This is a genomic window from Corynebacterium timonense (genome assembly GCF_900105305.1).
GTDB classification, from domain to species: domain Bacteria; phylum Actinomycetota; class Actinomycetes; order Mycobacteriales; family Mycobacteriaceae; genus Corynebacterium; species Corynebacterium timonense.
Map to the genome: position 1 here is coordinate 18949 of NZ_LT629765.1, position 13620 is coordinate 32568.

General features: G+C 66.5%; 10 protein-coding genes. 2 read left to right on the forward strand and 8 right to left on the reverse strand.

All coding sequences use genetic code 11. From position 1 onward, the window contains the following. The first annotated feature begins 637 nt into the window (after positions 1-637). Positions 638-1771, forward strand: coding sequence for a glutamate--cysteine ligase (locus tag BLT81_RS00100; RefSeq protein ID WP_019195179.1), 1134 nt, complete (start codon positions 638-640; stop codon positions 1769-1771). 27 nt (positions 1772-1798) lie between these two features. On the opposite strand, the gene BLT81_RS00105 is transcribed toward BLT81_RS00100, so the two are convergent. From BLT81_RS00105 to BLT81_RS00145, 8 genes are all read right to left on the reverse strand, one after another. Continuing rightward, positions 1799-2176 (reverse strand): monovalent cation/H(+) antiporter subunit G, encoded by a 378-nt coding sequence (locus tag BLT81_RS00105; RefSeq protein WP_019195178.1) that lies wholly within the window; start codon positions 2174-2176, stop codon positions 1799-1801. Further along, positions 2173-2451 carry a monovalent cation/H+ antiporter complex subunit F gene (locus BLT81_RS00110; protein WP_019195177.1) on the reverse strand — a complete coding sequence of 93 codons (279 nt, stop codon included), beginning with the start codon at positions 2449-2451 and terminating at the stop codon, positions 2173-2175. Before BLT81_RS00110 ends, BLT81_RS00105 begins: the two co-directional genes overlap by 4 nt. 4 nt (positions 2452-2455) lie before the next feature. Then, the gene (locus BLT81_RS00115; protein WP_019195176.1) at positions 2456-2965 is read right to left on the reverse strand and encodes a Na+/H+ antiporter subunit E; all 510 of its coding nucleotides are present in this window, start codon (positions 2963-2965) and stop codon (positions 2456-2458) included. 2 nt (positions 2966-2967) lie between these two features. Next, positions 2968-4752, reverse strand: a complete 1785-nt coding sequence (locus BLT81_RS00120; protein WP_019195175.1) for a Na+/H+ antiporter subunit D — start codon at positions 4750-4752, stop codon at positions 2968-2970. Next, entirely contained in the window at positions 4745-5236 is a 492-nt protein-coding gene (locus tag BLT81_RS00125) for a Na(+)/H(+) antiporter subunit C (protein WP_019195174.1), read from the reverse strand. Before BLT81_RS00125 ends, BLT81_RS00120 begins: the two co-directional genes overlap by 8 nt. Continuing rightward, positions 5237-8227, reverse strand: coding sequence for a Na+/H+ antiporter subunit A (locus BLT81_RS00130; protein ID WP_019195173.1), 2991 nt, complete (start codon positions 8225-8227; stop codon positions 5237-5239). Between the two features lie 206 nt (positions 8228-8433). Continuing rightward, a complete protein-coding gene (locus tag BLT81_RS00135; protein WP_019195172.1) occupies positions 8434-8988 on the reverse strand; it encodes a hypothetical protein in 555 nt (184 codons plus the stop codon). A gap of 975 nt (positions 8989-9963) precedes the next feature. Next, on the reverse strand, positions 9964-11301 hold the full coding sequence (locus BLT81_RS00145; RefSeq protein ID WP_019195170.1) for a dipeptidase: 1338 nt from the start codon (positions 11299-11301) through the stop codon (positions 9964-9966). A 124-nt stretch (positions 11302-11425) separates the two neighbouring features. On the opposite strand from BLT81_RS00145, the gene BLT81_RS00150 reads away from it, so the two are divergent. Continuing rightward, a complete protein-coding gene (locus tag BLT81_RS00150) occupies positions 11426-13381 on the forward strand; it encodes an OPT family oligopeptide transporter (protein WP_019195169.1) in 1956 nt (651 codons plus the stop codon). The last annotated feature ends 239 nt before the right edge of the window (positions 13382-13620 follow it).

Sequence of the window (13620 nt, forward strand, 5' to 3'; positions counted from 1 at the left end):
CGGATTACGCTGACGTCGACCACGGTCGACCTCAAGGGTTTAGCGGGTGTAAAACCCCTGGTCGCCAAACCCCCATAACGGCTGACGTCGACCACGGTCGACCTCAAGGATTTTCCGGGTGTAAAACCCCAGGACGCGTAACCCTGGATTGCGTTGACGTCGACCACGGTCGACCTCAAGGAAAACCCGCACATAAAACCCCAGGTCGCGTAACCCCCATAAACGCTGACGTCGACCACGGTCGACCTCAAGGGTTGTCCGGGAGTAAATTCCCTGGTCGACAAACCCCCATAAACGCTGACGTCGACCACGGTCGACCTCAAGGGTTGTCCGGGTGTAAATTCCCAGGTCGCCGAACCCCCATAAATGCTGACGTCGACCACGGTCGACCTCAAGGGTTGTCCGGGTGTAAAACCCCTGGTCGCGTAACCCCGAATCACGCTGACGTCGACCTCAAGGAGAACCCGCACATAAAACCCCAGGACGCGTAACCCCGAATCACGCTGACGTCGACCTCAAAGAAAACCCGCACACAAAACCCACACATAAAACCCGCACAGAAAACACCACATCGAACCCAACGCGCCGTGAATGCAAAAAGCGGATGTTGTGGGCGTCGACAGCTAAGCTTTTCCGCATGGATCCGTTCCGCGATTTCGCGCGCTCACCTCGCCCGACGCTCGGGGTCGAATGGGAGATTGGCCTTGTTGATCCGCAGACGCGGGACCTGATGCCCCGCGCTGCTGAGGTGATTGATGAGGTCCACGCGCGCTACCCGGGTACGCACCTGGAGAAGGAGTTCCTGCAGAACACCGTCGAGCTGGTCACCCCGGTGTGCACGAACACGCGCGAGGCGGTGGGCGCGCTGGCGGAGTCGCTGGGGCGCGTGCGCGAGGTTGCGGACGAGAAGGGCCTGAAGCTGTGGGCCGGGGGCGGGCACCCGTTCTCGAATTTTCGCACGCAGCCGCTGAGCCCGAAGATTACGTACCAGGAGATCATCAACCGCACCCGCTACTGGGGCCAGCAGATGTTGCTGTGGGGGATTCACTGCCATGTGGGCGTGCGCCACGAGGACCGGGTGTGGCCGATCATTAACGCGCTGATGACGAAGTACCCGCACTTGCTGGCCATTTCGGCGTCGAGTCCGGGGTGGGATGGTATTGATACCGGGTATGCGTCGAATAGGACGATGCTTTACCAGCAGCTTCCCACGGCGGGCATGCCGTACCAGTTTAAGAATTGGGACGAGTGGGTGCAGTTCATGTACGACCAGCAGACGTCGGGCGTGATTAACCACACGGGTTCGATGCATTTTGATATCCGCCCCGCGGCGAAGTGGGGGACGATCGAGGTGCGCATTTCGGACGCCACCTCGAACCTGCGCGAGCTCGCCGGGGTTGTCGCGCTCACGCACTGCCTGGTCGTGCACTACGACCGCATGCTCGACGAGGGCAAGGAGCTGCCCACGCTGCAGCCCTGGCACCTGGCGGAGAACAAGTGGCGCGGCGCGCGCTACGGGCTCGAGGCGCTCGTGATTACCTCGCGCGCGACGGACGAGCGGTGGGTGAGCCAGGAGCTCACCGAGCTCGTGGATGAGCTTGAACCGGTCGCCACGGAGCTCGGCTGCGTGGAGGAGCTCGCCCTCGTCCTCGAGATCCTCGAGCGCGGCGCCGGCTACCAGCGTCAGCGCCGCATTTACGAGGTCGAGCGCGATTGGAAGCCCGTCGTCGACGCGACCTGCCAGGAGATGCTCGACCTCACCTGGGGCTAGCTCGCTTATCGACGCCCCACCCGGCGCCTAGGGCTTCGGCTGGCGCTGTGCCGGACGTTCGTTGACGGACAGGGCGTCATCACCGCCGTAGAGGCCCTCGCGCCGGGCGATGCGGCCGAGGCGCTGCGCGGTGACCGGGCTGGTCATCAGGGCGTACACGATGAGAAGCGCGAGGACGGCGAGCTCGCCGCGCTCGTGGGGTCCGAAGTCCGGGTGGCCGATGACACGGATGATGGTGCCCGCGACCATGAGGACAAGGCCCGTCGTTTGAGGCTTGGAGATGGCGTGGATGCGCGCCATGGTGGAGTGGAAGCGCACGAAGCCGATGGCGGCGGAGAACACCATGAGCGCGCCGGGGAGGATGAGGAACAGCGAGACGATGTCAGCGACGAGGTGCCAGTTCACAGGGCATCATCCTTCTTGCGGAAGCGGGCCACGGCGATCGAGGAGATGAAGCCGAGGAGGGCGACGACCATCATGACGCTGACCACGGTGGTGTCCATGGTCCACGCGATGTAGACGGCGAGGGCGCACTGCAGGGAGGCGGTGACGGCGTCGTTGCCGAGCACCCGGTCCATGGAGTTGGGGCCGACGATGATGCGCCAGCACAGGACGAAAAAGCCCGCCGTGAGCAGCGCGGCCGCGATTGCCAGGAAGATGGAGTAGAGGGTGGGGTCCACGGTGCTACCTCCTGCTTTCGAAGATGTCGATCATTTGGCGTTCCAGTTGGGCCACGTTGTTGATCTCGACTTTGATGGCCTCGGGCGAGCCGGCGTCGAGCACGTGGATGGTCCACTCGCGGTTGGCGATGTCGATGTCGGTCACCGACCCGCCGGGCTGCAGGTTGTAGGCGCAGGTGGCGAGGTAGAGGACCAGCTCGTTGGAGACACGCATGGGCACGCGGAGGATCGCGTTTTGCGGCGGGGCCTCGCGGCGCAGCGCCAGCCACGCCACCTTCGCGGACGCGACGAGCAGGTCCCAGAACCAGATGATGATGAACGTCAGCAGCTTGCCCCAGTGCACCTTGTTGTGGCTGCGCGGCACGCGCGGGAGAGGCAGCACGACCACGACGAGCGTGGACAGAAGAAAACCGGCGATGACGTTGCCCCAGGTGATCTGCCCCTGGAGGAAGACCCACATGACGGTGAGGAAGGCGACGAACGTCGGGTGGAAGCGGTTACGGAATCCTTGCATGGCTACTTCCCGTCCTTGTCCGTGGCGGCAGAGTCAACCGGCGTGGGCACCGGGGAGGTGGCCACCCCGGTGGAGACGGGGCCGGGGGTCTCCTCGTTGACGTCGGCGTAGTCGTCGCGCCCGCCCGCGTTCGGCCCGGGCTCGGGCCGGTCGAGGCGGCGCGTTGGCTCGCCCAGCTCCGGCTGCAGCACAGCGTTGCGGTAAATTGTCTGGTCGGAGGCGGATTCCGCGGCGCGGTCCGTCACCGAGGAGATGGGCCCGGCCAGCACGGTGATGGACAGGGAGGCGGCGACGAGGGTCGCCGTGGACAGGAACATGCCGACGGGCAGGCGTCCGACGTCGTCACGCTCTTCGACGTGGACCGTCTCTCCGACGTCGGAAAGAGCCGACGGGCGAGCCGTGGCGACGTCGCCCTCGGGCGCGTCGGCGCGGTCGCGGAGGAAGCCCTTGGACCACACGAGGACCATGACGTAGAGGGTGAGCAGCGAGGTGACCACCGCGCCCGCGATGAGCACCCAGGCCAGCCAGGAGCCCTCCTCGGCACCCGCCTCAAGGAGCATGATCTTGCCCAAAAAGCCCGAGAACGGCGGGATGCCGCCGAGGTTAAGCGCGGGGATGAAGTAGAGCACCGCGATCACCGGCGCCGTGTACACCAGCGAGCCCATGCGGCGCAGCTGCGAGGTGCCCGCCTGGCGCTCGATGAGGCCGACGACGAGGAAGAGCGTCGTCTGCACCAGAACGTGGTGCACCGCGTAGAAGATCGCGCCCGACAGGCCCTGCAGCGTGCCCAGGGCGACGCCGAAGATCATGTAGCCGATGTGGCTGACCAGCGTAAACGACAGCAGACGTTTGATGTCGTTTTGGGCGAGCGCGCCCATGATGCCCACGATCATGGTCGCCAGCGCCACCCACATGAGCATGGCGTCCAACGAGCCGTCGACGAACACCGTCGAGCGCATGCGGATGATGGCGTAGACGCCCACCTTGGTCAGAAGGCCCGCGAACACGGCCGTGACCAGCGAGGCCGCGGTGGGGTAGGAGTCCGGCAGCCACGCGTCGAGCGGGAAGACCGCCGCCTTGATGCCGAAGGCGACGAGCAGCGTGGCAAAGATCGCGGCGCGGGTGCCCTCCGGGATCGCCTCCATGCGCAGGCCCGCATGCGCCATGTTGACCGTGCCCACCGCCGCGTACACCATCGCGATGGCGAAGAGGAAGATCATCGACGACGCCATGGACACCATGACGTAGGAGATGCCCGAGCGCACGCGCCCCGGGGACGCGCCCAGGGTGAGCAGGATGTAGGAGGCGACGAGGAAGATCTCGAAACCGACGTACAGGTTGAACAGGTCACCGGCCAAGAACGCGAGGTTCACGCCCATCGACAGCAGCATGTAGGTGGGCAGGAAGACGGCGACCGGATCGTCCTCGTCGCCGTCGCGAAGCCCCTGCGAAATGCCGTACCACATAACGGCAAAAAGCACGATGGCGGAGACGAGCAGCATCGCCGAGGACAGCCTGTCGGCGACGAGGGTGATGCCGATCGGGGCGTCCCACCCGCCCATCTGCACCGTCTGAATGCCGTAGATGTCCGAGATAACAAGCAGCGTCGCCGCCCCGACCGCCAGCGTCAGCAGGGCGAAAAACGCGATCGTGCGCTGCAAGCGCAGGTGGCGCCCCGCCACGAGGATGAGCGCGGCGGCGATCGCGGGGAGGAGCACCATCAACGGGATGATGACGTGCGTGGCCGGCAGCGCCCACTCGGCGTACGTCGCGAGAGGATTACTCATCGTCGGCCTCCTTGACGGGATCCTCGAAGGACCGCGGACCGAAGTTATCGCCGGAGGAGCGCGAGCGCCCCGTGCGCGGGTCGTCCGAGGCGTCGTGGTCGGGCGCGGCCGACGGGGTGGCAGGCCGCGCGGCGATGACCTTGTCCTCCGGGTCGCGCTCCACCACGTCGTCCGTGCGGTAGCGGTACTGGCGGTAGGCCAGGGCCAGCATAAACGCGACCATCGCCAGAGAAATCACGATGGCGGTGAGGATCATAGCCTGGGCGAGCGGGTCGGCGGTGCGCTCGCCGTAGAGCTCGCTTTCCCGGCCGATGATCGGCGGGGAGCCAGCCTGCCCGCCCGCTTGGAGGATGAGCAGGTTCGCGCCGTTGCCCAGCAGGATGACGCCCATGACCATGCGCGTCATGGCGCGGTCCAGCATGAGGTAGACCCCGCACGCGATGAGCACGCCCGAGCCGATGAGCAGGAAGAGATTCGCTTCCATTTAGCTGTCCTTCCTTTCGTCGTTGCGCACGCCCACTGAGGTAGAGCTCGAGCCGCCCTGCGAAATCGCGGCCCGCTCGGCGGCGCGTTCCTTGCGCCGTTTTTCCTGGTCCTGGCGGCGCGCCTGGTTCTTCTCCTGGAGGCTGCGGGCGCGCTCGCGGGCGCGCTCCTTGCGCACTTCCTCCTCGTAGTCGAGGTGGCCACCGACGGAGGTGAGCACGTGCATGATGAGGCCGATGACGATGGCGTACACTCCGGCGTCGAAAAGCAATGCCGAGGTGATGGTGACCTCGCCGATGAGCGGCAGCTCCACCTCGACGTAACCGCTGGTCAGCGGCGGGTAGCCGAGGAACATCGGGCCCACGGCGGCGAGGGCAGAGAAGATGAGGCCCGTGCCCAGCAGCTTGGCGGGGTCGACGGGCAGCGCCTCCTCGATCTCGCGGCGCCCGCCCGCGAGGTAACGCAGCGCGAACGCGAGCGCGGCGACAAGGCCGCCGGCGAAACCGCCGCCGGGGGCGTTGTGGCCGCCGAAGAAGAAGTACAGCGAGAGCATGATCATCGCCGGGAAGAGCAGGCGGGTGGCCACGTCGACCATGATGGAGCGGTTCTGCACCGTCTCGGAGTCGACGTTGGCGGCCAGCCAGCGGGGCTTGTTGGTCAGCAGCACGGGGCGCCGCGACGAACGCGTGAACGTCGTCGTGCCAAAGATGAGGCTAGCCACGCCCGTAGCAGCGATGACCAGCACCGTGATCTCGCCGAAGGTATCCGCCGCACGCAGGTCCACCAGCAGCACGTTGACCGTGTTGCGGCCGTGGCCAATCTCGTAGGCCAGCTCCGGCATCAGGGTGGAGATCGGCTCAGCCACACGGGCGGACATGGCGGTCATGGCCACGATGACCACGGACACGCCCGCCGCAATGGACAGCCAGGCGCGCAGGCGGACGTCGCCGTGGCGTTCGCCGACTTCCGTGGGCATCTTGCGCAGTACCAGCATGAACACGACCACAGAGATCGTCTCCACCAGCACCTGCGTCAGCGCCAGGTCGGGCGCGCCGTGCAGCGCAAAGATCAGCGCGGCGGCGAAGCCGGTCAGCCCGACGAGGATGACGCCGGACAGGCGGTTCTTCTGCATCGTCGCGGCGATGGCCACGAACACCATGAAGACGACCGTGGCGGCCTGCAGCGGGGAATCCCAGGCGATCATGCGGATCGCGTTCGAGTCCCCGAGCACGAGCGCGCCGAGCGGCACGAGCGCGAGAACGAGGAAGATCACCGCGAGGTTGATCGTCAGCGAACCGCGCTGCGTCGAGGCCGTCAGGCGCAGCGACCACACCCGCAGGCGGCCAAGGAGGGAGTCCCAGACGCGGTCGGCGTCGCCAAGCGCCGGCGGGTCGAACTGGGCCCTCTTCACGAGCTTGCGCTGCCAGAACATGAGCGAACCCGCGGCGATGATGATGACCGTGAGCAGCAGCGGCAGCGTGAAGCCGTGCCACAGCGCGAGGTCCTCGCCCGGGGTGTTCGGGAAGCGGACGTCGAGGTACTCGTTAAAGGGGTCGGACAAAAGCCTGGGGAAGAGACCGAACACAACGCTCGCCACCGCGAGGACAGCGGGGGAGACCCACAGCTTCGGGCCGATCGAGTGCATCTCCTCCACCGCCTCGGAGACGACGCCGTCGCCCTTGGTGGCGAAGGCACCGTAGAGGAAGTACAGGGAGTAGGCCATGGTCAGCGTGGAGCCGACCACGAGGCCGACGAGCATGAGGCCGCCCGGCATGCCCACCAGCAGCTCCTCGTGGAGGATGGTGTCCAGCGCCGTTTCTTTGGCCACGAAGCCGAACAGCGGCGGAAGGCCCGCCATCGAGGCGGCCGCGACGATCGCGATGCCCGCGATGAGCGGCTCCTTGCGCCCCAGGCCGGAGAGCTCCCGGATGTCGCGCGTGCCGGAGGAATGGTCGATGGCGCCGACGATCATAAACAGCGCCGCCTTAAACATGGCGTGCCCGAAGGTCAGCGCCAGCCCGGCGAGTGTGGCCTCGCGCGAACCCACGCCGATGACGGCGGTGATCATGCCCAGCTGGGAGACGGTGCCGTAGGCGAGGATGAGCTTCAGGTCGTGCTGCTTCAGGGCCAACCAGCCGCCCAGCAGCATGGTGAAGATGCCGGTGCCGACGACGATGATGTGCCAGGTGGTCACCTCGACGAAGTCGGGGGCGAGGCGGGCCACCAAGTAGATGCCCGCCTTGACCATCGCCGCCGCGTGCAGGTACGCAGAGACCGGCGTCGGCGCCGCCATCGCGCCCGGCAGCCAGAAGTGCCAGGGAGCCAACGCCGACTTGGTCAGCGCGCCGAGCATGATGAGGATAATCGCCGCGGAGATCGCCGGGGTCGTCGCAATGTTTGCAAACAGCGGCAGCTCGGACAGGCGCCAGATGCCGGTCTGGCGGCCCAGCAGGATGATGCCCACCAGCATGGCCAAGCCGCCGAAGGTTGTGACCAAGAGCGCCTGGATAGCGGCGCGTCGCGAGGAGGCGCGCTCACCGTAGTAGCCGACCAGCAGGAAGGACAGCACCGACGTGAGCTCCCAGAACACGTACATGAGCAGGAGGTTGTCGGAGATGACCAGCCCGTACATGATCGTGGCAAAGGCGGTCAGCTCGCCGCCGAAGATGGCCAGGCGGCGGGGGTTGGAATCGAAGTAGCCCCAGCAATACAGCAACACCAACGCCCCGACGCCGAGGATGATCAGGCTGAACAGCCCAGCCAGGGCGTCGAGGCGGAACTCAAGGTTGAGGTTCGTGCTGGGCATCCAGCTGTAGGTGGCCAGAATTTCGCCGCCGTCGGCGAAAACCCCACCGTGGAACAAGGACACCATCCACACGAAGCCGGCGAGCGGGACAATTGCGAGGATGGCGAAGGCGCTGCGCCCGAGCGTGCGAATGAGCAGTGGTGCGGCAATCGTTGCTATTGTGAGCGCGGCCAGCAGCGTCAGCACAGTGGTGCCCTCCTGGGATGTCGGGACTCGGGACGAGGCCAAGCGCGGTGCGACAAACTCCCGCGGTGGGGGCAAAAAACTACACCAAAATAACTTGCAAACGTATGCAACAAGATAAAAAGGCGCGTCTCGTCGTGGCGCGGCCAACGTTGCTAACTCTAGCCGCTTTCCTTGAGCACTGCCACGGCCGGCCCCGTCCCCAGCGGTTACAGGTTGCCGTAGATGCGTTGCGCGCCCGAGGACAACGCCGCGGCGACGGAGTGTGTGGGCGTCGCGCCGAAGCCGATAGCCCAGGCACGGCGATTGTGGTTGACCTGGTGGCAGACCTCGACACAGGTGACGGTGGCCGAGTACAGCTCGATCTGGTGGAACGAAAGTATTTCGACGTAGCGGTCGTGCTCCGCCAAGACCTGGCTCGCGGCCGCGGCGGGGCCGGCGGCGGTGAGCTCACTGGTGGCGGTGTGCGGGCGCTGCGTCTTGGTCGCCGCGGTGACGGTCGCGCTGTAGCGCGTCCCCGCCCACAGCGAGTGCCCGGTCGCCGTCAGCGCGACGTGCAAGGTGGCGGCGGGGGCGTAGGTGGCCATGAACAGGCCCCAGTCCATGCCAGCAGCTTCCTCGCGCAGGCGACGCGGCAGCTTCGCGTCGATGTCGTAGCGCGCCTGCAGGGGGTCGCGGGTGTCGCGGAAGGTGGTGGTGTTGGGTGCGGGGTCGGTTGCGGTCTTGGGTGCGGTCTTGGGTGCAAATGCGGGCAGGGCAGCCATGGTCAAAAAAGATCCTTCTGTGGCGAAAGGCGGGAGGTGGATGACCGGTCCTGGAGTCCTGTGTTGCTTACCGACTACTTCCCCGCGCCACACGAACCGGCTAGCTGCGGCTGGGGTGCGTAGCCCGAAGTACCTGAATTCGGCTACGCGAGCCCGCTAGTACGGCTAGCACCTGGCTCGGAGGAAGGATCGCGGATGTCATGCAGATCACACTAGCGCGCCCGTCCAAGGCCCGCAACACTTTCGCTGTGCTTATCGACGTCTCGGGTTCCGCGTTTCCGTGTGGGGTGGCGTTGAGGTCGACCGTGGTCGGCGTCAGCGCAATTCAAACAAACGCGACTTGGGGTTTTGTGCCTGGGAAACTCTTGAGGTCGACCGTGGTCGACGTCAGCGCATTTCAATCAAACGCGACTTGGGGTTTTGTGCTCGGGAAACCCTTGAGGTCGACCATGGTCGACGTCAACGTATTCGGGGGTTAGGCGACCTGGGGATTTGCATCCAGAAAACCCTTGAGGTCGACTGTGGTCGACGTCAGCGTTTCCAGGGTTAGTCGACCTGGGGTTTTGCACCCGGAAAACCCTTGAGGTCGACTGTGGTCGACGTCAGCGTTTCCAGGGTTAGTCGACCTGGGGTTTTGCACCCGGAAAACCCTTGAGGTCGACCGTGGTCGACGTCAGCGTATTCGGGGGTCACGTGAACTGGGGTTTTGTGCTCGCGAAACCCTTGAGGTCGACCGTGGTCGACGTCAGCGCATCCGGGGGTTAGGCGACCTGGGGATTTGCATTCAGAAAACCCTTGAGGTCGACCGTGGTCGACGTCAGCGGAATTCAAGCAAGCGCGTCCTGGGGTTTTGTGCCCGGGAAGCCCCTGAGGTCGACCTCAACGCACTTCAAACAAACACGACCTGGAGTTCCACCCCCAGAACACCCTTGACCTCAACGTGAGGGGCGCACCCCACGCACGACCAGCCATTGCCTACGCCCCGTAGCGCTGCAGGAACAGTGCCTCGGCGACGGCGATGCGCTCGATTTCGGCCGGGTCGACGGATTCGTCGACGCCGTGGATGCCGCACAGGGGTTCTTCGACGCCGAAGAGCGCGATTTCTGCGTCGGGGAACTGCTCCTGGAGCGTGATGGTCAGCGGGATGGAGCCGCCGGAGCCGACGTGGGCGAGGTCTGCGCCGCCGTAGGCCTCGCGCAGGCAGTCGCCGAGGAGCGAGACGGCGGGGCGGGCGGGGTCGGTGGCGAAGGGCTGGTTGATGGCGTCGACGTCGACGGAGACTTTGGCGCCCCAGGGGGTGTGGGCGAGGATGTGTTCTTTGGTCTTTTCGGCGACGAAGGCGGCGTCCATGCCGGCGGGGACGCGCAGGTTGAACTGGGCTTGGGCGTGTGCGCTGATGGCGTTGACTGCCTGGTCGACGGGGGTGGAGGTGAAGCCGATCATGGTGATGGCGGGGCGGGCCCAGACCATGTCGGCGGGCTCGTCGTCGACGGTGCCGAGCAGCTGCACGCCTTCGAGGACGCCGGCGTCGGTGCGGAAGACGTCGCGGGGGTAGGGGTCGCCGTCCCAGGTGGCCAGGCAGTCGACGCCGTCGATGGAGGTGCGGCCGTGGGCGTCGAAAAGCGAACTGGCGATGCGGACGAGGGCGTGGGAGGCGTCGGGGGCGGCGCCGCCGTAGCTGCCGGAGTGGACGGCGCCGTCGAGGGTGTCCACCGTGACGGTGATTTGCGCGCCGCCGCGCAGCGAGCTGACGAGGGTGGGCACGCCGGCGGCGACGTTGCCGGAGTCGGCGATGAGGATGGCGTCGGCGTTGAAGAGGCCGGGGTCGGCCTCGATGAGGCGCACGAGCCCGTCGAGCCCGCCGAGCTCTTCGGAGCCTTCGACGACGACCTTGATGCCGAGGTTGGTGCCGCCGTGCTCCTCGAGAAGGCGCAGCGCCTCGAGGTGCATGGCCAGGTTGCCTTTGCAGTCGGCGGCGCCGCGGCCGTACCAGCGGCCGTCGCGTTCGGTGAGCGTGAAGGGGTTGCTTGTCCAGGCGGCGGGGTCGCCTGCGGGGACGACGTCGTAGTGCGAGTAGAGCAGGACGGTCGGGGCGTCGCCCACGGGGTCCTTGACGCCGATGACGGTGTCGGCGTTGTCCACGGTGGGGTGGCGGGTGACGTTCAGGCCGCGCTCGGCAAGAGCGGCGGCGACCCAGGCGCAGGCGGCCTCGTGCTCCTCGGCGAGGGCGGGGGTGGAGTGCGGGGAGTTAAACGAGACAAGGGCGGAGAGGTCGCGGAAGATGCGCGAGCGCTGGGGGGCTAGTTCAGTCATGCGCCCGAAGGTACCACCCAGAGTGGGCGGCACATCCGCGCCGAGGGTTATGCTCTTTCAATTACTGTGCGCGGCGCTGCGCGAACTTCTGCGCGCGCTGCCAACGATGAGAAAGGCTACCGCCATGGCAGAGTCCACTGCCTTGCCGTCTCCGACCCTGCGCGAGCTGACGCTGCGCAGCGTCGCCATCGGCGGGGTGATTACCCTCGTGTTCACCGCCGCGAACGTGTACCTGGGGCTGAAGGTGGGCCTCACGTTTGCCACCTCCATCCCCGCCGCCGTGATTTCGATGGCGGTGCTGCGTCGCTTCGCCGGGCATAACGTGCGCGAGAACAATATCGTGCAGACGATCGCGTCGGCGGCGGGCACCCTGTCGGCGATCATCTTCGTCCTGCCCGGCCTGGTCATGGTGGGCTATTGGTCGGGGTTCCCGTTCTGGGTGACGTCGCTAGTGTGCGCGATTGGCGGCGTGCTCGGCGTGATGTACTCCATCCCCCTGCGCCGCGCCCTGGTCACGGGCTCGGATCTGCCCTACCCGGAGGGCGTCGCGGCTGCTGAGGTGCTGCGGGTCGGGGACACGGAAAGCGCCGCCAACTCGCAGGGGCTTCGCGTCATCGTCGCCGGCGGGCTCGCGGCGGCGGGGTACTCGCTGCTGGCGGCGATGAAAGCCGTGGCCAGCGAAGTAACCGCGTTCTTCCGCGTGGGCTCAGGCGCGACGATGCTGGGCGGTTCGCTCTCCCTGGCGCTGATCGGGGTGGGCCACCTGGTGGGTCTGACGGTGGGGATCGCCATGCTCGTCGGCGTGTTCCTCTCCTTCATCGTGTTGCTGCCGCTGCGCACGGCGGGGGACGTCGGCGCGGGCGTGGAGCTCGCGGACGTGGTCTCGACGACGTTTTCGTCGGAGATCCGCTTCATCGGCGTCGGCGCCATGGCGGTGGCGGCGCTGTGGACGCTGCTGAAAATCGCCCGCCCGGTGGTGGCCGGGGTGGCGGCCTCGCTCGCCTCGTCGCGGGCACGGAAGAAGGGCTCGCTTGTCGACGTCACAGAGCGCGACATCCCCTTCCCCATCGTCGCCGGCGTGATCGTCGCGTCGCTGCTTCCGATCGGCCTTCTGCTGTGGGACTTCCTCCGCGGCACGGACATTCAGGGGCAGGCGGGCCGACTTGTCGCGGTGTCGGTGGTCTTCATCCTCGTCGTCGGCCTCGTCATCGCGTCGGTGTGCGGCTACATGGCGGGGCTGATCGGGGCGTCGAACTCGCCGATCTCGTCCGTGGGCATCATCGCGGTCTTGGCAAGCTCCTTGCTCATCGCGGCGGTGACGGCCGGTAGTGGCGCGAATCCTGCCTCGCTCATCGCGTACACCTTATTTAGTGCCGCCATCGTGTTCGGTATTGCCACGATCTCGAACGATAACCTGCAGGACCTCAAGACGGGCCAGCTGGTGGGCGCGACGCCGTGGAAGCAGCAGGTGGCGCTCATCATCGGCGTGGCCTTCGGCTCGGTGGTGATCCCGCCGATCCTCCAGCTCATGCTCACGGCCTTCGGCTTCCAGGGGATGGAGGGCGCAGGCCCGGACGCGCTGGCGGCGCCGCAGGCGGCGCTGATGTCCTCGGTGGCCAGCGGGATTTTCTCCAATTCGTTGAACTGGAACCTGATCTTTGTGGGGGCGGGCATCGGCGCGGTGGTCATCGCCGTTGACGAGGTGCTCACCCGCACGACGGACACGTACTCCCTGCCGCCGCTGGCAGTCGGGATGGGCATGTACCTGCCCGTGGCCCTGACGGTGATTATTCCCCTCGGCGGCTTCGTCGGCTGGTGGTACAACCGGTGGGCCGCGCGCCGGGAGGACCCGGAGCGGGCGCAGCGCATGGGCACGTTGGCCGCCACGGGGCTCATCGTGGGCGAGTCACTGTTCGGCGTGCTCAACGCGGGCATCATCGCGGCGACCGGCGGGGAGAATCCGCTGGGTATCTTCGGCGGCGGGGCGTGGGCAAACGTGCTCGGCGTGGTCGTGTTCGCCGCGCTGATCGCGGCGACGTACCGCTTTACGGCGCGGCGCGCCGTGGGCGGGGAGCGCTGAGCGCCGTTGCACTCGCGGCGGGGGAGTGCTAAAAATGGGTCCTAGCACTTGCTGGCACTCGCTGCCCGAGAGTGCTAAAACCTGAATACTGTAAGCGGGTGAGGCTGACGCCACTCATCAGCCGTGCCGTCGCGGGCGCCTGCTTAGCCGCTGACGGTCGCCCCTTGTGGGCCGCAAGGCTTAGGGGCGATGGAGTGTCGTCGCTCAACGAGAACTCTCACTAGCTAAGAGGAGCAGCA

Excerpts from the sequence above, each read along its gene's own strand:
- BLT81_RS00100 (WP_019195179.1), top strand. The coding sequence starts at position 638 with ATGGATCCGTTCCGCGATTTCGCGCGCTCACCTCGCCCGACGCTCGGG.
- BLT81_RS00115 (WP_019195176.1), bottom strand. The coding sequence starts at position 2,965 with ATGCAAGGATTCCGTAACCGCTTCCACCCGACGTTCGTCGCCTTCCTC.
- BLT81_RS00120 (WP_019195175.1), bottom strand. The coding sequence starts at position 4,752 with ATGAGTAATCCTCTCGCGACGTACGCCGAGTGGGCGCTGCCGGCCACG.
- BLT81_RS00125 (WP_019195174.1), bottom strand. The coding sequence starts at position 5,236 with ATGGAAGCGAATCTCTTCCTGCTCATCGGCTCGGGCGTGCTCATCGCG.
- BLT81_RS00135 (WP_019195172.1), bottom strand. The coding sequence starts at position 8,988 with ATGGCTGCCCTGCCCGCATTTGCACCCAAGACCGCACCCAAGACCGCA.
- BLT81_RS00145 (WP_019195170.1), bottom strand. The coding sequence starts at position 11,301 with ATGACTGAACTAGCCCCCCAGCGCTCGCGCATCTTCCGCGACCTCTCC.
- BLT81_RS00150 (WP_019195169.1), top strand. The coding sequence starts at position 11,426 with ATGGCAGAGTCCACTGCCTTGCCGTCTCCGACCCTGCGCGAGCTGACG.